An 18498-nucleotide genomic window follows, 5' to 3' on the forward strand; every position below is an offset into this window, starting at 1 on the left:
CGCGGCCTGCGAAAGCCTTCCAGCCGAGTGAACCCGATTCACCCGTCCCAGCGACAGAAGTTATCCACATCTGGATCTTCGGCGCCCTGTTTCAAGATCTTCTGTCGGTGGGTGCCGATAGACTGGCACTGGGACGCCCCCCGGTGTGGGTGGGGGCTGGGCAGGGTCGGGACCGCGTGCGCGCGAAGCGGCTGGGGCGGGCATAGAGGTGCGTTCGGGGGAGAAGTTGTTGTGGGGCAAGGAGACTGGCGCGCGTTAGAGGCGCAGTCACAGCTGACTGTGTAAGAGGATTGACGCACACTAGAGGTGCGCGGTCACGGTTGCCTGTCGGGACGAGTGCGGAATAGAAGCCGCACACAGCGGTACGCGAGAAACGAAGACCAGCGCAGCGCAAAGGAATCGCCCGGCCCACCGAAGTGAGCCGGGCGATCAAAGAAAACACTCAGGCGGCAACCGTGCGGGCGAGGCCGACCTGCGGGCGGACGACACCGCCGCGCTCGGCGATCCAGGTGAGGGATTGGTCGGACCAGGCGCCGGTGACGCCGAGGAGGAAGCGGGCCACCGGGGTCTCGCCGATGCGGGTGAGGCCGCCGCCGATGACGGAGATGGTGGCGCCGAAGCGGGCGGTGGCCTCCGGCAGGAGTGCGCCGACGGCGGCGAAGCCGATGAGGACGACCTCGGCGACCCGGTCGTACCCGGCGGTGGCGCCCTTCGGGACGTCGATCGACGGCAGCAGCGTCTGCGCGACCTGGCTGTTCGCGTCCTGCACCAGCGACAGCAGGCTGCCGCTCTCGGTGATCTTGCCGCCGTCGAGCAGCGCGACGTCGTCCGCGATCCGCCGGACGACGGCCGAGTCGCTGGTCACGACCAGGACCGTGGCGCCCAACTCGGCGCGCGCCCGGTCGAGGACCGTCAGCACACCGGCGGCGGCGTCGGAGTCGAGCGAGCGGGTCGGGTCGTCGGCGAGCAGCAACCCGGGGTCACCGACGAGGGCGCGGGCGACCTCGACGCGGGCGCGCTGCCCGTCGGTGAGGGTGTCGGGGTAGCGGGCGGCCTTGTCGGTGAGGCCGATCAGGTCGAGCAGCTTGCCGACCTTCTCGCGGCGCTGCGGGCCATCGATCCCGGCCTGCTCCAGCGGTAGCGCGATGTTGCCCGCGGCGGTGCGCTGCGGCAGCAGGTCGCCCTGGGTGATGACGCCGATGCGCCTGCGGGCGGCCCGGAGTCTGCGCGGGTCGAGGGCGGCGGTGTTGAAGCCGTCGACGCGGATGACGCCGCTGTCGGGGCGTTCCTGCAGCGCGACGAGGCGGGCGAGGGTGGACTTGCCGGAACCGGAAGGGCCCACCACCCCGGTGATGGTGCCGGTGGGCACATCCAGGGTGACGTCATCGATGGCGACGACGGGGCCGGTGTTGCCCCAGAAGGACTTGCTGAGGTTCTCGACGGTGATCACGGTGCTTAACTCCAAGCGGGCGCGACGGCAGACCAGAAGTCCACAGAGGACAGTCCGGTTCCGGGAGGGGGGTGCTGCGAAAGACGTGGTGCTACGCGAAGATCAGCGGGCTACGCACATCGGTCGACATGCCGTCACAGAACGCCTGCACTGGTCGATGACCCGGCGTGTGGTGAGGATCTGCATCCGTTCTCACTCCTCCATCGCTCCTGGCGGTAGCACCTGCCCGCGGTGGGTGGTTGCTGCGGCGTCTTGGAGCCAGGTCTCTCGGCCGCTCGGGATGGAATGCCCCAAGAGTAGACCCGACCGGGACCGCCAAAAGCAAGCGTGTGAGGTCAAGTTGAGGTCCCGGGTTCGATACATCACACCGGGGGAGTAACGGTGGCGGGTTCGCGCTACTGCACCGGAGTGAACGCCTGGGCTATCCGGACGAAGTCCCCTACCGACAACTGCTCGCCCCTCAGGGTCGGGTCGACCCCCGCTGAGGTGAGCACCGCCTCGGCCCGCGCGGGTGAACCGGCCCAATCGGACAGTGCCGCGCGCAGCGTCTTGCGCCGTTGGGCGAACGCGGCGTCGACGACGGCGAACACCGCGGCGCGGTCGACGCCCGCGGGACTTGGCCGCCGGGTGAGAAACACCAACGCGGAGTCCACATTGGGTACTGGCCAGAAGACCGCCCGCGGCACCGTCGCGACGCGACGCGACTCGGCGTACCACGCGATCTTGACGCTGGGCACCCCGTAGACCTTGCCGCCCGGCCCGGCCGCCATCCGGTCGGCGACCTCCGCCTGCACCATCACCAGCACGGTGCGCAGGCTCGGCAGCTCGGCGAGCAGGTGCAGCACGACCGGCACCGCGACGTTGTAGGGCAGGTTGGCCACGAGCGCGGTCGGCTCGGCGCCGAGTTCGGCGCGGGTGACCCGCATGGCGTCGCCGAGCACAACGCTGAGTCGACCGGCAAACCCGGGCGCGCGTTCGGCGACCGTCCCGGGTAGACGCGCGGCGAGCACTGGATCGATCTCGACGGCCACGACCGAGGCGCACTCGGGCAGCAGCGCCAGCGTCAGCGAGCCGAGTCCCGGGCCGACCTCGAGGACGACGTCGTCGGGCGTGAGCCGCGCGGTGGTGGCGATGCGCCGGACGGTGTTGGGGTCGTGCACGAAGTTCTGGCCGAGCTTCTTGGTCGGCCGCACCCCGAGTTCGGCGGCGAGCCTGCGCACGTCCACCGGGCTGAGCAACGCCGAACCGGTCATTGCCGAGATGCTACTCGGGGCATCCGGCAATGCGCGCACCGGCCTGTTTCCCGCCCATTCCCGAAATAGCAAAAGGCCCCCTCCGCAGAAAGGAGAGGGCCTTTTGGCGGTGCTTTAGCGGATCAGGTCGGCAGGCCGAGCTTGCGGGCGCAGGCGGGCCAGGCGGAATAGCCGCCGCGGGCGTCGCGGACCTTGGTGGCGATGGCGATCTGCTGCTCGCGGGTGGCCTGGTGCGGGTAGGCGGCGTACTGGCTACCGCCGTTGGAGTCCCAGGTGCTCTTGTTGAACTGCAGGCCGCCGTAGTAGCCGTTGCCGGTGTTGATGGCCCAGTTGCCGGTCGCCTCGCACTGGGCGAGCCGGTCCCAGGCCGCGCCGTCGGAGATGACCGGCTGCGGCGGCTTCTTGGTGCCGACCTTGACGACCTTGGGCTTGGCCTCGGTGAGCGTCTTCGCGCCGATCTCCTCGCGCTTGACGACCTTGCCGTTCTTCTCGGTGATCCGGTAGGTCACCATGCGCTCGCCGGGGACACCGGGCTCGACCACGGTCTCCTTGCCCTTGTCGAGCTCCGGGTCGTCGACCTTCTCGACCGGGGGCGCGATGGGCTCGGCCTGGTTGATCACGGTCACGCCGGTGCGGCTGATCCGGATCTCCGCGCCACCGGCCAGCTTGAGGTCGGCGCCGGGCAGGATCGCGTCCTGCGGGCCGAGCGACAGGCCGCGCTCGCCGAGCAGCTCGCCGACGGTCACCGCGGTGGTGCGGACCGGGACGCCCGCGTTGCCGCCGTCGTAGAGGGTGATCTCCTTGGCGGTCTTGATCTCGACCGCGAGGCCCTCGAGCGGGACCTGGGCGTCGTTGCCGACGGAGACCCACGACCCGGCCACGGGGGCGCCTGCCTGGCGCAGCGCCTCGCCGACGGAGCTGGCGCGCACCCAGACGTCGCGCTGCTCGCCGTCGACCTTGAGGTGCAGCTGGCGGCCGCGCTGGAGCACGATCTTGCCGTCGTCGCCGATCTCGGCGCTCGGCGACGGGCTCAGCGAGTCGTGCGCGCCGACCGCGATGCCCTCTTCGGCCAGGACCTCGCCGACGGTGTCGGAGTAGGTGTTGACCTGCTTGGTCTGGCCGTCGACCTCGACGGTGACCGTGTTGTTCATCGCGATGGCCGCGCCGCCGCCACCGATCAGGGTGACCAGGACGGCCGCGATGGTGGCCTTGAGGAACGTGCCCTTCCACCGCTTGACCGCGGCGAGCAGCCCGGGCGCGGGCGCGTCGGCCTCGCCGACCTTGAGCGGCTGCGCGGCGACGGACAGGTCATCGGGGATGACCGGGAGAACGGTGGTCTCGGCGTTGATGAGCCGGATGAGTTCGTCGACGTCGACACCGGCGGTCGCCATGATCTCGTCGGCCTGCGGGCCGAGTGCGTGGCGGACGTCGTGGTCGGTGATGCTCAGCGAGGACGAGTAGCCGTCATCGAACTCGCGGCGCGTGTCGTAGAAGCCGGTGGACTGACCATCGGGGAAGCTGGGGAGACTCGGGAACTCCGACTGCCACGCGGTGAAGTCGTCGTCGAGCGTGGTCGCGCTGACCGCCTGGACCGGGGTGAACCAGTCGGTGTCGGCGGAGAAGCTGTCGTGCCCAGGGCGGTCGGAACCGCCGGTCTGTTTACCGCTCACAGGGTCGTTTCCTCCAGAGGGCACCAGACCCGGCCGCGTCCCGCCGTGGCTGTCGGTTCGGTCTGGCCACCGACGTCCACTCCCTCGCGTGCTCGGCCGCTCTCGCGCCTCGTGTGTGTCCGACGACCCGCAACCAGCCAACCCCGACGGTCAACACTGCTCGGACTGGCTCCGGGCCGACTCGGGGCAGGTGCCCCTAGTCGTACGGTCACGGGACAGTAACGGGGGCCGGGGGGTTGCGCAAACACATCCAGCGATCTCGTGAGTCCTGTCACACCCCTGTCCGCGTCGCGCCATCCCCCGATCATCGCAATCCTTCACCGTTCGGAAGGTCCGATGTCACGGTGCGCAATCGGAACACGCGGTCAGCGGTCGCGGACACCGCGCTGGCGAGCTCGGCCACGTCGTCTCCGCGTAGCTGCGCGAGGTCTCTGAGTGTGTAAGCGGCGCAGTAGGGCTCGTTGGGCCTACCGCGGAAAGGGTGGGGGGTGAGGAATGGGGCATCGGTCTCGACCAAGAGCTGATCCGCGGGCACGAACGCCGCTGCTTCACGCAAAGGGGCCGCGTTGCGGAAGGTCACCGGGCCCGCGAAGGAGAGGACGAAACCGCGCTCCACACACGCCTTCGCGAACTCGAGGTCCCCGGAGAAGCAGTGGAAGACGACCACCTCGGGGGCGCCCTCCTCGACGAGCACCTTGAGGATGTCCGCGTGCGCGTCCCGGTCGTGGATCATCAGCGGCTTGCCGACCCGCTTGGCGAGGTCGATGTGCCAGCGGAACGCCTCGTGCTGGGCCGCGGGCGGGCTGTAGTCCCAGTAGTAGTCCAGCCCTGTCTCGCCCACCGCCACTACCCGCGGCTGTTGGGCTAACCGCTCGATCTCCGCCTTGTCGGCGTCGGTGAACTCTGCCGTGCGGGTCGGGTGGATGGCGACGGCAGCGAAGACACGGCTATCCCACGTGGACGCTTCAGCGGCCCACCGCGCCGAGGCGAGATCATCGGCGACGGTGATGACCCTGTCCACTCCGGCCGCTTCGGCGCGGTCGAGCATTGTGGACACGTCGGCGGCATCCTTGGCACCGCAGGCGTCCAGGTGGGTGTGCGCGTCGACCACCGGCGCCGGAAGTCGCTCCGGCACCGGCGGTCGCTCGCCCTTGCGGGGTGTCACGTGACCGGCGCCCACTCCGGACCGGTCTCGCCGAGCTTCGGGTCGAGCTTGGCGAACAGCGGCTCCGGCTTGGTCAGCGGCGTGCCGACCTCGATGTCCACCGACCCCCACGCGGCCTGCTCGCCCGCGTAGTCACCGGTGAGCACCGGGTAGCTGATCGACGGGTCGTCCAGGTCGTCGACCTCGCGCAGCTCCGGCTGGGCCGCCCAGACGCCCTTGCCGCCGAGCAGCTCGTGCACCTTCTGCGCCGAGTGCGGCAGGAAGGGGGTGAGCAGCGTGTTGGCGTCGGAGACGACCTGCAGCGCGGTGTGCAGGATGGTGTCGCGGCGCGCGGGGTCGTCCTTGCGCTTCCACGGCTCCTCGTCGGACAGGTACTTGTTCGCCGCGCCGACGACCCGCATCGCCTCCGAGGCCGCCGCCTTGAACCGGGACCGGCGCAGGTTGTCGCCCACCGTCGCGAACGCGGCCTTGGCCAGCGCCTTGAGCTCGGCGTCGGCCGCGGTCGGCGCGGTCGGGGCGGGCACGGCGCCCACGTTCTTGTGCGCCATCGACACCGACCGGTTGACCAGGTTGCCCCACTCGTTGGCCAGCTCGAAGTTGGTCCGGCGGATGAACTCGTCCCAGGTGAAGTCGGTGTCCTGGTTCTCCGGGCCCGCGACCGAGATGAAGTAGCGCAGCGAGTCGGGGCCGAACTCCTTGAGGAAGTCGCCGACGTAGATCACGGTGCCGCGCGAGGTGGAGAACTTCGACCCGCTCATGGTCAGGAACTCGCTGGAGACGACCTCGGTGGGCAGGTTCAGCGTGTCGAACCGGCCCGGGGTGCCGCCCTTGTCGCCTGCGCCGTTCTGGCCGAGCAGCAGCGACGGCCAGATCAGCGAGTGGAAGACGATGTTGTCCTTGCCCATGAAGTAGTACGCCTGGGCCGGGTCGGTCCAGAACTCCTTCCAGGCGTCGGCGTCACCGGTGCGGCGCGCCCACTCGACACTGGCCGACAGGTAGCCGATGACCGCGTCGAACCAGACGTAGAACCGCTTCATCGGCGCGTCCCGCCAGCCGTCGAGCGGGACCGGGATGCCCCAGTCCAGGTCGCGGGTGATCGCCCGGGGGCGCAGGTCGTCGAGCAGGTTCTGGCTGAACTTGAGCACGTTCGGGCGCCACTCGGTGCGGGTGGACAGCCACGAGCCGAGCGACTCGGTGAACGAGGGCAGGTCGAGGAACAGGTGCTCGGTCTCGACGAACCTCGGCACCTCGCCGTTGATCCGGGACCTGGGGTTCTTGAGGTCGACCGGGTCGAGCTGGTTGCCGCAGTTGTCGCACTGGTCGCCGCGCGCGCCGTCGTAACCGCAGATGGGGCAGGTGCCCTCGATGTAGCGGTCGGGCAGCGTGCGGCCGGTGGACGGGCTGATAGCGCCCATCTGGACCTTGGACTGCACGTAGCCGTTGCGCCATAGAGAGAGGAAGAGGTCCTGCACGACCTTGTAGTGGTTACCGGTCGTAGTGCGCGTGAACAGGTCGTAGGACAGGCCGAGGCCCTGGAGGTCCTCGGCGATGACCCGGTTGTACTTGTCGACCAGCTGGCGGGTGGTCAGTCCTTCCTTCTCGGCTTGGACGAGGATCGGCGTGCCGTGCTCGTCGGTGCCGCTGACCATGAGCACGCGGTGGCCGGACATGCGCATGTAGCGGGAGAAAACGTCCGAAGGGACACCGAATCCGGACACGTGACCGATATGGCGGGGGCCGTTGGCGTAAGGCCAGGCCACCGCGGTCAACACGGGGGCGCTCATGGGCCACTAGCGTACGGAGTGGCCGCGCACCAGAGCCGCCGGGTTACACCTGGCCAGGCCCGCGCCTAGCCTTGGACGCAAATCACCGGTTCCCGGGAGGGCGGCATGTCGGCCACGCGGATGTTGGTGCTCGGCGTGGTCTTCTGGGCGGGCAAGGCGCACGGGTACCAGATCAGGGCCGAGCTGCAGAGCTGGCGGGCCGACAGCTGGGCGCGGATCAAGCCCGGTTCGCTCTACCACGCGCTGCGCCGGGCGGTCACGGACGGACTGCTGGTCGACGCGCCCGAGCAGGGTGACGGCGGCCCGGAGCGCACCTCGTACAGCATCACCGGGGCGGGGCGCGAGGAGCTGACGAGGCTGGTCCGGTCAGGGCTGTCCACGCCTGGGGACCCGTGGATGCTCAACGCGGCGATCGCGATGTTGCCGACTCTGCGGCGTGAGGACGCAGTCGCGCGGCTAAAGGAGCGGGTCTCGGCGCTAGAGGTGCAGCGCCGGGAGATGGAGGACTGGTCCTTCGGCGGTCCGCCGATCAAGCCGGAGCACGTCATGGAGCAGGCGCAGTTGTGGCTCGCGCAGCTGGTCGCGGACCTGGAGTGGGCGCGCAAGCTGCTGGCGAAGCTGGAGGACGGCGCCTACGAGATGACCGAGGACGGCTCGCCGCCGAGTATTCAAGTTTGACTAGACCCGCCAGGCGGGGTCATGCTGCACACCTTGGTAGTCAAGTTTGACTAGAGGGGTGCGCATGATCGAGGCACAGGGCCTGGCCAGGAGCTTCCAGGCCAGGGGCAAGACCATCGAGGCGGTGCGCGGCGTCGACCTGGACGTGGCGTCGGGGGAACTCGTGGGGTTCCTCGGGCCGAACGGCGCGGGCAAGACCACGACCCTGCGGATGCTGACGACGCTGCTGCGGCCGACCGCGGGCCGCGCGGTGGTCGCGGGCAAGGACCTGGCCACGGACCCGGTCGGCGTGCGGCGCCGGATCGGTTACGTCGCGCAGGGCGGCGGCACGATCCCGGAGTCCAGGGTGGTGGAGGACCTGGTCCTGCAAGGCCGCCTGCACGGCATGGGCAAGGCGGACGCGACGGTCCAGGCCCACTCGGTCGCCGAGCGGCTCGACCTGGGCGACCTGCTGGAGCGTCCGATCAAGTCGCTCTCCGGCGGGCAGCGGCGCAGGCTCGACATCGCACTGGGCCTGGTGCACCGGCCGAGCGTCGTGTTCCTCGACGAGCCGACCGCCGCACTCGATCCGCGCAGCAGGGCGAACGTCTGGCAGCACATCCGGGCACTGCGGGCCGACCTCGGTACCACTGTCTTCCTCACTACGCACTACCTCGACGAGGCCGACGCACTGTGCGACCGCGTGCTGGTCATCGACAACGGCACGATCGTCGCTACCGGCTCCCCCGCCGAACTGAAGGCGAAGGTGTCTGGGGACTTGGTAGCGATAGGAGTGCCGGAACTGGCTCTTACCCGTACGGCGGAGATCGCGGCGCGTATTGCTGGTGGGGATGCCGTGGCCACCACTGGTTCCACTGTCGAGTTCCGGGTCCCTCGCGGCGATCTGGCACTGCCGGAACTGCTGCGCGCGCTGGACTCCGCCGGAATCGGCACAACCTCGCTGCGAGTACTCCAACCCACTCTCGACGACGTATTCCTCACCCTGACCGGTAGGACCATCCGCGACGCAGAGGAGGCCCACGTTGCTGCGTGAAACCTGGCTCGTCTTCAACCAGGCCATGAGGCTGTCCCTGCGGAACCCCGCGTGGATGGTGATCGGCGTGATGCAGCCGGTCCTGTACCTGTTCTTCTTCGGCCCCCTGTTGGAACGGATGACCGAGAACACCCCTGGCTTCCCGCCCGGCACCTCGTGGCAGATCCTCACCCCGGCGTTGATCGTGCAGCTGGCGCTGTTCGGGGCGTCCTTCGTCGGTTTCGGGCTACTGGCCGAGCTGCGAATGGGCGTGGTCGAGCGGATGCAGGTGACCCCGGCCAGCCGGGTCTCGCTGCTCCTCGGCCGTGTCCTACGAGACGCCGTGCAGACCTTGGCTCAAGCGGTGCTGATCCTGATCCTCGCGTTCACCGTGTTCGACCTCAGCGCCTCGTTCGGAGCGGTGGCGCTGACCTTGGTGATGGTGGCGTGCCTGTCTCTAGCGCTGTCCTCGTGCTCTTACGCGTTGGCCCTGACCTTGCGCAGCGAGGAGGCGTTCCCCGCTGTGCTCAACACGGTCCTGATGCCGATCTTGCTGCTGTCCGGCATCTTCATCCCGATCACGCACGGCCTCGCGCCGGACTGGCTCTACACCCTCTCGCGGTGGAACCCCTTCACACACGTAGTGGATGCCGAGCGGGCATCCTTCCGCAGCGAGTTCACCACCGACGCCCTTCTCACCGGCTCGATCGTCTTGTTCGCGATGACCGCCCTAAGCCTCTACTGGGGCGTCCGAACCTTCCGCCGCGAGAGCGCCTAGATCAGTCCGCATGAGATAGACGTTGTAGGACTGCCAGAGTGACATGGTGAAGTAGATGACCGGGCCGTGCGCGGACGCTGGGTGGATGAAGCCGCCATAGAGGCCGGGGGAGTCCTGACTGGTGACGATTACCCTGCCTTCGCTCCATGGCCCGGTCAGCGTCTTTGCGCTGCGCAGCACAAGAGCGCCCAGCGCCTCGTCCAAGTGGATGGCGAGCCAGCGTCCGAAGTGGACCGAGTAGATGACCGACAGCTCGGCGACGTTGCCCTGCATCACCGGCACCGCGCGGAACTCGTCCCGCGGGTACCAACCGGCGCCGTTCCAGTAGTCGTAGGCCCGTGTGTCTAAGACGTCGTCCTTGGCGACACGGGCCAGGCTGGCGCTACCCCAGCGACCATTGGGGGTGCCTAAGAGGTAGAGGTAGTTCTCCCCCAGCGCGAACGCACCCATCTGGAAGGGGTGGTCTCGCTCGGCGCGGTTGATCCACCGCGCGCTCATGGGCTTGTCCCACGTCTCGCCGTCGTCGGTGGAGACAGCGATACCGCTGTAGTTGGTGGTCCACCGCCCGCGGGAGCCCCAGGCCCGGACGGACATGTAGTGCAGGTAGTGCGTGTCGCCGATGGCCACGCCCGAGCACGGGATAACCGTCTCCTCGTCGATGCGTGGATCGCGGTCGAGGACCTGCCGGGCATGGCCGCCCGGCCCGGTGATCACCGCGTCGAACCGCAGGCCGTTGTCGAGGTCGCGGTCGGTGGACACGGCGAGGAAGTTGCACCGCCAGTCGCTGCCCTCGCTCGGCCCGGCGCCGTCACCGCACCAGCCCTCGCCGTAGGTGTCGCCGAACAGCACGAACGTCCGCCCCGCGGCATCGGCCCACAGCAGGCCGAGGTCGGTGGCGTGCACCCCGAACCGGCGGGCGGTGTCGTTGGCCGAGTCGTGCCCGGTGATCTTGGCGATCAGCGTGGTGCCGATCGGAGGGGTCATGCTCGACTCACCGCCGCGTCGTAGAGGGTCTTCTTGCTCACCCCCGTGGCCGCCGAGACCTCGGCCGCGGCGTCCTTGAGCCGGGTGCCCTCAGCCGCCAACGCCCTGACCCGCTCGACGAGGGTGTCGAGGTCCAGTGTGCGGGGCTCGGCGCCTGCCAGCACGACGGTGATCTCCCCGCGCACCCCCTCGCGCGCCCATTCGGCCAGCTCGGCGAGGGTTCCGCGCTTGACCTCCTCGTAGGACTTGGTCAGCTCCCGGCACACCGCCGCGCGCCGCTCGCCACCCAGCACCTCGACGGCGTCGGCGAGCAGGTCGTCGATGCGGTGCGGCGCCTCGAAGAGCACGGCGGTCCTCGGCTCGTCGAGCAGGTTCGCCAGCCACTTGCGCCGCTCCCCCGACTTCCGCGGCGCGAAACCCTCGAAGCAGAAGCGGTCGCAAGGGAGCCCGGAGAGCGCAAGAGCCGTCGTCACCGCCGACGGACCCGGTAGGCAGGTGATGGGGAGCTCGGCCTCGACGCACGCGACGACCAACCGGTACCCCGGGTCGGACACGCTGGGCATCCCGGCGTCCGTGATCAGCAGGACGGTCTGCCCGTCGCGGACAGCGTCAACGAGCGCAGGTGCCCGGCTGGCCTCAACCGCGTCATAGAAGCTCACGATCCGGCCGATCATCGTTACCCCAAGAGCCGCCGCCAACGCTCGCGCTCGCCGCGTGTCCTCAGCGGCGATGACGTCGGCGCTCCCCAACGCGTCGACCAACCGCGCCGAGGCGTCCCCGATCTCGCCCAGCGGCGTTCCCGCCAATACCAACCTGCCGGTCACTTCTGCAGCCCGATCGGCAGCACGCTCTGGTCCCGCAGGAACTGGTAGGCCGGAACGCGCCACTTGACCCGCTTGGCGGCGCTGCGCGACGGCCAGTCGTCGTTGTGCTCGACCAGGCCGGTGGTGAAGTGCAGGGTCCCACCCTTGCGTTCGATGAAGTCGACCCAGCGGAAGGTGACCCGCACGCCGTTGCCCTCGACCACGCAGAGCTCGTCGCTCACCAGCAGCCTGCGGGACCGGAGCGGGAACACCGTCATGACCACGGCGGCGACCGCGATGGCGACCGTGGCGAGGTCGACCGCCTGGCGGATCAGGAAGTGGCCCAACGCACCGGCGGCGCCTGCGAGCAGGGCGATCCCGAGGATGATCTCCCAGCGCGGGCGATGAGTGGTGAACACCAGGCGAGGGTACCCGCGCACCCCGGGCCGACCCCGGCGCTCAGGTCAAGCCGGTGATCATCTCGGTGGACTCCTGCGCCGACAGGGCGACCGCGGCGATCCGCTCCCACGCCCGCTGGTGGACCGCCACCGACTCCTCGTCGTCGAGGAACAGCGACCGGGACCGGTGCTCGGTGTGCACCACGGACCGGTCCTGGTCGAAGTCCATCAGCAGGAACGAGCCGTCGAGCCCGGGGTGCGCCCCGGCCGAGTCGGGCACCACCCGCACCTGGACGTGCGGCTTGCGGATGGCCTCGGCGAGGTGGCGCAGCTGCGCGGCGGCGATGGCGGGACCACCGACCGGGATCCGCAGGGCCTGCTCGCCCATCACCGCGAGCAGGGTGGGCGGGCGGTCCCGGCTGAGGATGCCCTGCCTGGCCAGCCTGGCGGCGACCTTGGCGTCCAACTCGGCGTCACCCGGCGGCTCGGCGGCGGTGTCGCGCAGGACGGCCCTGGCGTAGTCCGCGGTCTGCAGGAGCCCGGGCACCAGGCCGCCGTGGTAGGCCCGCAGCGCCACCGCCTTGGACTCCCAGTCGATGAGGGTCAGCCACTGCTCGGGCAGGCCGCGCCCGTGCACCTGCGGCCAACCCGGCTCGGCGGCCCGGCGGACCAGGTCGAGGATCTCGGCCTGGCGCGGCTCCGGCACCCGGTAGAGCCCGAGCATGGCCTGCACGTCGCCGAGCCGCAGGCCGCTGCTGCCGGTCTCGACCCGGCTCACCTTCGCCTGCGAGAGACCCAGCTGCGCACCGACCTCACCGGTGGTGAACCCGGCCTGCTTGCGCAGCCTGCGCAGCTCGCCCGCGACCTGTCGCGACCTGATGGTCGGCCGTCCTGGAGGCACTGTGCACCCCGTCCGTCACGCCAGCGTCCCGGTACGACAACGGCTGATGATCCTCTTGTACCGCTCCTGAACTGGGCGAACAACTACACGATCAGCTGATCCCTAGATCACCGCGAGACACCGACGCGCCACGATCGAGGAACTTCCGACGCGGATCGCACACCCGGGCGCCTACGATCTCCCCCCGTGAGCGCCCTGGTAGCCGACGACGAGGCCAGCCGGACACCGTCACCCGAAACGGTGACCCCGGCCGCCGACCCCACCGAGGTCACGCGCGCGCGGCTGCTGGGCACGCCGATGCCCACCGACCGGCTGCGCGGCTGGCTGGTCACCCTCTTCGTCGGGCTGATCGGGGGCATCGTCCGGTTCCAGAACCTGGGCTGGCCGACCGACCAGGGCACGCCCGTCTTCGACGAGAAGCACTACGTGCCGCAGGCGTGGCAGATGCTGCGCAACGGCGGCGTCGAGGACAACCCCGGCTACGAGCTGACCGTGCACCCCCCGTTCGGCAAGACGCTGCTCTCGATCGGGGAGTACCTGTTCGGCTACAACGGCTGGGGCTGGCGGTTCACGGCGGCCGTCGCGGGCGTGCTGATGATCGTGCTGGTCGTCCGGATCGCCCGCAGGCTGACCCGGTCCACCCTGCTCGGCGGCGTCGCGGGCGTGCTGCTCATCGCCGACGGGGTCTCGCACCTGCAGTCGCGGATGGGGATGCTCGACATCTTCCACGCGTTCTTCGTGCTCGCCGCGTTCGGCTGCCTGCTGCTCGACCGCGACCTGGTGCGCAGGCGGTTGGCCCGCGCGGTCGAGGAGGGCTGGGCGACGGCGTCGGCGCTGGGCCCGCGCCTGGGCGTGCGCTGGTGGCGGCTCTCCGGTGGCGTGCTGCTCGGCCTGGCCTGCGGGGTCAAGTGGTCCGGCCTGTACTTCATGGCGGCCTACGGGCTGCTCACCGTCATCTTCGACCTGACCGCCCGCCGCGCGGCCGGGGTGCGCAGCCCGTGGTGGGGCACCCTCGCCAGGGACGTGGTCCCGGCGCTGTGGGCGTTCGTCGGGGTGGCCCTGCTGGCCTACCTGGCGACCTGGTCGCCGTGGTTCGCCAGCGAGACCAGCATCGACCGGCACCTGGTCGCCACCACCGGCAGCGACCCGATCTCGGTGATCAAGGGCGCCCTGGGGTCGCTGCTGCAGTACCACGACAAGGTGCTGACCTTCCACGAAGGACTGGTCACCAAGCCCGAGTCCCAGCACCCGTGGGAGTCGAAGCCGTGGACGTGGCCGATGAGCCTGCGGCCGATGCTCTACTACTACGAGGGCAACACCACCGCGTGCGGCGAGTCCAAGTGCGTCTCGGCCACGATGCTGATCGGCACCCCGGCGCTGTGGTGGCTGTCGCTACCGATGCTCGGCTGGGGCCTGTGGCGGATGTTCAGCAAGTTCGACTGGCGCTACGGCGCGGTCGTCACCGCCTACCTGGCCGGGTACCTGCCCTGGTTCCTCAACCTCGACCGGCAGATGTACTTCTTCTACGCCACCCCGATGGCGGCGTTCCTGGTGCTCGGCCTGACGCTGACGGTCGGGCACCTGCTGGGGAAGGCGGGCGACGGACCGGAACGCCGTCGTACCGGTCTGCTCGCCCTCGCGCTCTACGTCGGCCTGGTGGTGGCGAACTTCGCCTGGCTGTGGCCGATCCTCAACGGCGACTCGATCACCGAGTGGCGCTGGCAGGCCGAACTCTGGCTGCCGTCCTGGCGCTGACCGGGCGCTGCTCGGTCCGGTCGGGCTCGACCGCGCGCAGTTCGGCGCTGACCCGGAGCAGGTCGCGGTCCTCGACATCGGCGCTCCCGGCGAGCCTGGCGTGCGGGGCGGTGGTGCGGACGTGGTTGCGGTCGAGCCCCAGCAGCAGCAGGGCCAGCAGTGTGACCAGCACAAACGCGGTTGTCATGGCGCTAAGTTTGCGATGAGCCAGTTCCCGCCAACAGTGGCAGTTCTGACCTTGTGCGACAAAATCCTGCCAGCTACGCTTTGGGCATGCTGAGGACCGTGACCGCCGTCCTGATCGACGGTGTCGCCCCGTTCGAGTTCGGCGTGCTGTGCGAGGTGTTCGGCACCGACCGCACCGACGACGGGGTCCCGCCGATCGAGTTCCGGGTGTGCGGCGAGGTCGCGGGCGCCCCGGTCCGCAGCAACGTCGGCGTCACCATCACACCCACGTTGGGCCTAGAGGCACTCGATGGCGCCGACCTGATCGCCGTCCCCGCTACGACTATCCGCGACGGCTATCCCCCAGCCGTCCTCGATGCTCTTAGAGCGGCCGGCGACAGCGGCGGAAACCTGCTCTCCGAGTGCAGCGGCGCCTTCGTCCTCGGCGCGGCGGGCCTGCTCGACAACCGCGCCTGCACGACCCACTGGCGCCACGCCGACGAGTTCGCCGCCCGCTTCCCCCAGGCCCGCCTCAACGCCGACGTCCTCTTCGTCGACGACGGCAACATCATCACCAGCGCGGGCACAGCCTCCGGCATCGACGCCTGCCTGCACGTGGTCCGCCGAGAACTGGGCGCCGCCGCAGCCACCGCCATAGCCCGCCGCATGGTCGTCCCCCCACAACGCGAAGGCGGCCAACGCCAGTACGTCGACACCCCCATCCCGGAGTGCACCAGCGACAGCCTCCAGCCTGTTCTCGCGTGGATGCTGGAGACCCTCACCGAGGACCACACGGTGGCCGCGTTGGCCGCTCGGGCGCGCATGTCCGAGCGCAGCTTCGCCCGGCACTTCGTCGCCGAGACCGGCACCACGCCGCACAAGTGGCTGTCAGCACAACGAATCCTGCACGCGCGGCGTTTGCTGGAACAGACGGGACTGTCCGTGGACGAAGTCGCCCGAGAATCCGGCTTCGGCAGCGCCGCCCTCCTCCGCCACCACTTCCAGCGACTGGTGGGCGTGCCGCCCAAGGACTACCGCCGGACATTCGCGAACCAGACGGCGTGAGCGGCTCTCGGTCTCGGCTGCGCCATCGACGGTAGACGCCTCGCCTTCGGCATTGGCCTGAGCGCGAGTTACGAACCAAGCTCGATGGGGCGAACTTGTTTTGCGCGGGGCCCCTACGACCTCCTGGGAAGAGCACAAAGGCGGGGCCTGAAGAGACGGCCCTCCCCCGCGCAGCGAGCTTACGGACGCCGCCACCCCACACAAAACAAGTCCACCCCATCGAGCCGGCCTGGCACCAGCGAATCCGAGGAGCGCGGTTCGGCCAACGTCGTTCAGGAGCGCGTGTTGGCCAACGTTGCAGAGGGGCGTGTAGGGGCCAACGTCTGAGAGGGGCACGTGGGGACCGCCCGGGAGGGGCGCGTGGGGACCAATGCCCGGGAGGGGCGCGTGGGGGCCAACGATCGTGAGGGCCGGGTGTGGGCCACCGTTGTTTAGGGGCGTGTTTGGCCCAGCACTGACCTTTAGCGCATGGGGCGGGTGCGGTCTGCTTGCTCGATCGCGCTTCGGCGGACTATTTGGGTTACTGGGCCGGTTTCGGTGTGGCCTTCGCGGGAGAGCCAGTCGCTGAGTTCGCGGGCGACCGTGTTGAGGGTGGGGCGGCGGGCGGGTTCGGCGTCGAGGGAGGCGGTGAGGAGGCGGCGGTGGGCGCTGCGGAGGGGGAGTTCGGAGAGGGGTTCGCCCTTGGCGGCGGCCATGAGGGCGGCCATGGCGTTGTCGCGGCTGCCGCGTGGGGGTTTGCCGGTGAGGGCGTAGCTGACCGTTGCCGCTAACTGCCAGGCGTCGGATGCGGGGGTGGCGTTGGCGCCAGCGGCGGTTTCCGAGGCTAGGAAGTCGGGGGTGCCGACCATCATCCCGGTGGCGGTCAGCGTTGAGTCGCCCTTGGAGCGGGCGATGCCGAAGTCGATCAGGTGGGCGTTGCCGTTCGGGTCGATGATGATGTTCGACGGCTTCACGTCGCGGTGCAGGACGCCCTTGGCGTGGGCGGCGGACAGGGCGCCCGCCATGGTGATCCACAGGCGGGCGACGGCGACGTCGTCGAGCGGGCCGCCGCGGCTGACCCGGTCGGCGAGCGGCTGGCCCTCGATGTACTCCATGACCAGGCCGAGGCCGTCCGGTTCGGCGACGATGTCGTAGACCCGGACGCAGTTCGGGTGGTGCACGGCGGCGAGGGCGCGGGCCTCGCGCAGCATCCGCTCCTCGGTCTCGGCGTCCGGCGCGTGCGCCATCTTCACCGCGACCGTGCGGTCGAGCTGCGTGTCGACGGCCAGCCACACCGTGCCGAAACCGCCGTGGCCGAGCGCGCGCACCTTGCGGAACCGGCTGCCCGACGGCTTGACCGGCGGGGGCGGCGGCGTGGCGCCCCGGGGCGTGAACGGGAGCGGACCGGGGTCCGCGGCGAGCTTGCCGAGCGCGGCACGATCCGGCTCGGGCTCGCGCAGGGTCGGGTTGGGCAACGGCGGCGGCACGTACGCGGGCGGTGGCTGGCGCACCGACGGCTGCCCCTGGGGCACGTACTTGGGCACCGGGGGCGGCGGCACGTACGGCGGCGGCTTCTGCTGCCCGTGCTGCTGGCTGTGCTGGGGCTGCTGGCCGGGTGGCGGCTGCGGTGGGTGCTGCTGGCCGTGCTGGGCCTGCGCCTGGCTGTGCTGCGGAGGCGGCGGTCCCCCCGCATCCGGTTTCTGGTAGTTGCGCTCGACGGAGCCCCAGCTCGGCGGTCCGATGACGTACACAGGTACCAACCCCAAGATGCTGATCGGCAGGAAGCCGAGCCACAGGTGTGCCGCGGTGTTCGCCTCGACCGGCAGGCTCAGCACGGCCATGATCGCGAACGGGATCCAGATGAGCCTGCTCGGCCACTTCGGCCCCCTGCGCATCGCCGCGCGCGCCTGCAGGATCACGAACAGCAGGCAGACGGCGGGCACGACGACGAGAGCGCCGATGCGCAGCAGGTACATGGGCCAGGTCTCGTATGGGTGGAACAGGACCTCGTAGCCGTTGGCCCTACCGCCGAGGTAGGAGTTCTGCGGCCCCACCCAGCAGGTGCCCTCCTGGAACGACCGCATCTCCTCGGCCGTGAAGGTCACCGCGCCGTCTCCGGTGAAGATGCTGCGGTAAGCGCTACCGACGCCGTTGAAGAGCAGCCATGGCAGCAGGAACGCGGTGACCCCGCCGATGACGCCGAACACCGTCAAGGTGACCGGGTTGTAGGTGTTGCCGGTGAACTTGCGGACCAGCGCGATGATCACTGTGCCGAGCACCGGCAGCAGCGCGATGAGCGCCCCGGCCGTGCTGGTCGCCCACACCCAGTCACCGGGGCAGATCCCCGGGCCGAAGATGCTGTGCGCGAAGGACAGCAGTGAAGCAGCCAGCTCCAGCACCGCGTCCACCAGCTCCTCTCTCGTCAGGCTTGCCCCGGGCGTCCAGGGTACTTCGGCCGTGACCGGTAGCCGGTCGGTTGTCCACAGGACGTCACAGGGGGCACCGAGGTTGTGGTGGCCTCGCACACGGGCCGCCCCCGCGCGCCTGATCCCGGCATCCAGTCTATCGGGGCCGGGTGGGCACCATCGGTGGCCGAAAGGCGGCCTACCGGTTCGGCGGGTGGCAAGGTGGTCGCGATGACAGGGTGGGGTCGCACGG

At 69.9% G+C, this 18498-nt stretch carries 16 protein-coding genes and 1 riboswitch; of the genes, 5 read left to right on the top strand and 11 right to left on the bottom strand.

The window, feature by feature from the left end; all coding sequences use genetic code 11:
* Nucleotides 1–442 precede the first annotated feature (442 nt).
* From CLV68_RS00115 to metG, 5 genes are all read right to left on the bottom strand, one after another.
* A complete protein-coding gene (locus CLV68_RS00115; RefSeq protein WP_121388625.1) occupies nt 443–1450 on the bottom strand; it encodes a methionine ABC transporter ATP-binding protein in 1008 nt (335 codons plus the stop codon).
* A gap of 197 nt (nt 1451–1647) precedes the next feature.
* A riboswitch (SAM riboswitch) is annotated at nt 1648–1737 on the bottom strand.
* A gap of 108 nt (nt 1738–1845) precedes the next feature.
* Nucleotides 1846–2703, bottom strand: a complete 858-nt coding sequence (gene rsmA, locus CLV68_RS00120) for a 16S rRNA (adenine(1518)-N(6)/adenine(1519)-N(6))-dimethyltransferase RsmA (protein WP_121388626.1) — start codon at nt 2701–2703, stop codon at nt 1846–1848.
* 122 nt (nt 2704–2825) lie between these two features.
* Entirely contained in the window at nt 2826–4373 is a 1548-nt protein-coding gene (locus CLV68_RS00125) for a resuscitation-promoting factor (protein ID WP_246009603.1), read from the bottom strand.
* A gap of 304 nt (nt 4374–4677) precedes the next feature.
* On the bottom strand, nt 4678–5538 hold the full coding sequence (locus CLV68_RS00130; RefSeq protein ID WP_121390850.1) for a TatD family hydrolase: 861 nt from the start codon (nt 5536–5538) through the stop codon (nt 4678–4680).
* Nucleotides 5535–7322, bottom strand: a complete 1788-nt coding sequence (metG, locus tag CLV68_RS00135) for a methionine--tRNA ligase (protein WP_121388627.1) — start codon at nt 7320–7322, stop codon at nt 5535–5537. Before metG ends, CLV68_RS00130 begins: the two co-directional genes overlap by 4 nt.
* 105 nt (nt 7323–7427) lie before the next feature.
* On the opposite strand from metG, the gene CLV68_RS00140 reads away from it, so the two are divergent.
* The 3 genes from CLV68_RS00140 to CLV68_RS00150 all read left to right on the top strand — a co-directional run bounded on the left by CLV68_RS00140 (nt 7428) and on the right by CLV68_RS00150 (nt 9790).
* Nucleotides 7428–8000, top strand: coding sequence for a PadR family transcriptional regulator (locus CLV68_RS00140; protein WP_121388628.1), 573 nt, complete (start codon nt 7428–7430; stop codon nt 7998–8000).
* Between the two features lie 64 nt (nt 8001–8064).
* Nucleotides 8065–9033, top strand: coding sequence for an ATP-binding cassette domain-containing protein (locus CLV68_RS00145; protein ID WP_121388629.1), 969 nt, complete (start codon nt 8065–8067; stop codon nt 9031–9033).
* Nucleotides 9023–9790, top strand: a complete 768-nt coding sequence (locus tag CLV68_RS00150) for an ABC transporter permease (RefSeq protein ID WP_121388630.1) — start codon at nt 9023–9025, stop codon at nt 9788–9790. The genes CLV68_RS00145 and CLV68_RS00150 overlap by 11 nt, the downstream gene beginning before the upstream one ends.
* Here the strand turns inward: CLV68_RS00150 and CLV68_RS00155 are convergent.
* The 4 genes from CLV68_RS00155 to CLV68_RS00170 are packed head-to-tail and all read right to left on the bottom strand — an operon-like array spanning nt 9743 to nt 12876.
* Entirely contained in the window at nt 9743–10774 is a 1032-nt protein-coding gene (locus CLV68_RS00155) for a glycoside hydrolase family 183 protein (RefSeq protein ID WP_121388631.1), read from the bottom strand. The genes CLV68_RS00150 and CLV68_RS00155 overlap by 48 nt on opposite strands.
* Nucleotides 10771–11598, bottom strand: a complete 828-nt coding sequence (rsmI, locus tag CLV68_RS00160) for a 16S rRNA (cytidine(1402)-2'-O)-methyltransferase (protein ID WP_121388632.1) — start codon at nt 11596–11598, stop codon at nt 10771–10773. Before rsmI ends, CLV68_RS00155 begins: the two co-directional genes overlap by 4 nt.
* Complete coding sequence (locus CLV68_RS00165) at nt 11595–11996, bottom strand: hypothetical protein (protein ID WP_147459847.1); 402 nt, start codon at nt 11994–11996, stop codon at nt 11595–11597. Before CLV68_RS00165 ends, rsmI begins: the two co-directional genes overlap by 4 nt.
* Before the next feature lie 40 nt (nt 11997–12036).
* Nucleotides 12037–12876, bottom strand: a complete 840-nt coding sequence (locus CLV68_RS00170) for a helix-turn-helix domain-containing protein (RefSeq protein ID WP_121388634.1) — start codon at nt 12874–12876, stop codon at nt 12037–12039.
* A gap of 186 nt (nt 12877–13062) precedes the next feature.
* On the opposite strand from CLV68_RS00170, the gene CLV68_RS00175 reads away from it, so the two are divergent.
* Nucleotides 13063–14631 (top strand): dolichyl-phosphate-mannose--protein mannosyltransferase, encoded by a 1569-nt coding sequence (locus CLV68_RS00175; RefSeq protein WP_121388635.1) that lies wholly within the window; start codon nt 13063–13065, stop codon nt 14629–14631.
* Here CLV68_RS00175 and CLV68_RS00180 read toward each other — a convergent pair.
* A complete protein-coding gene (locus tag CLV68_RS00180) occupies nt 14582–14818 on the bottom strand; it encodes a hypothetical protein (protein ID WP_147459848.1) in 237 nt (78 codons plus the stop codon). The genes CLV68_RS00175 and CLV68_RS00180 overlap by 50 nt on opposite strands.
* An 86-nt stretch (nt 14819–14904) precedes the next feature.
* On the opposite strand from CLV68_RS00180, the gene CLV68_RS00185 reads away from it, so the two are divergent.
* The gene (locus CLV68_RS00185) at nt 14905–15861 is read left to right on the top strand and encodes a GlxA family transcriptional regulator (RefSeq protein ID WP_121388637.1); all 957 of its coding nucleotides are present in this window, start codon (nt 14905–14907) and stop codon (nt 15859–15861) included.
* A 461-nt stretch (nt 15862–16322) separates the two neighbouring features.
* Here the strand turns inward: CLV68_RS00185 and CLV68_RS00190 are convergent, their stop codons facing one another.
* Nucleotides 16323–18248 carry a serine/threonine-protein kinase gene (locus tag CLV68_RS00190; protein WP_121388638.1) on the bottom strand — a complete coding sequence of 642 codons (1926 nt, stop codon included), beginning with the start codon at nt 18246–18248 and terminating at the stop codon, nt 16323–16325.
* Nucleotides 18249–18498: the final 250 nt, after the last annotated feature.

Origin of the sequence: Actinokineospora cianjurensis, assembly GCF_003663795.1 — a bacterium.
Classification (GTDB): Bacteria; Actinomycetota; Actinomycetes; order Mycobacteriales; family Pseudonocardiaceae; genus Actinokineospora; species Actinokineospora terrae.

Bases quoted from the DNA above. Each gene is read 5' to 3' on its own strand.
- rsmA (WP_121388626.1), bottom strand. From the start codon at position 2,703: ATGACCGGTTCGGCGTTGCTCAGCCCGGTGGACGTGCGCAGGCTCGCC.
- metG (WP_121388627.1), bottom strand. From the start codon at position 7,322: ATGAGCGCCCCCGTGTTGACCGCGGTGGCCTGGCCTTACGCCAACGGC.
- CLV68_RS00140 (WP_121388628.1), top strand. From the start codon at position 7,428: ATGTCGGCCACGCGGATGTTGGTGCTCGGCGTGGTCTTCTGGGCGGGC.
- CLV68_RS00145 (WP_121388629.1), top strand. From the start codon at position 8,065: ATGATCGAGGCACAGGGCCTGGCCAGGAGCTTCCAGGCCAGGGGCAAG.
- CLV68_RS00155 (WP_121388631.1), bottom strand. From the start codon at position 10,774: ATGACCCCTCCGATCGGCACCACGCTGATCGCCAAGATCACCGGGCAC.
- CLV68_RS00180 (WP_147459848.1), bottom strand. From the start codon at position 14,818: ATGACAACCGCGTTTGTGCTGGTCACACTGCTGGCCCTGCTGCTGCTG.
- CLV68_RS00185 (WP_121388637.1), top strand. From the start codon at position 14,905: ATGCTGAGGACCGTGACCGCCGTCCTGATCGACGGTGTCGCCCCGTTC.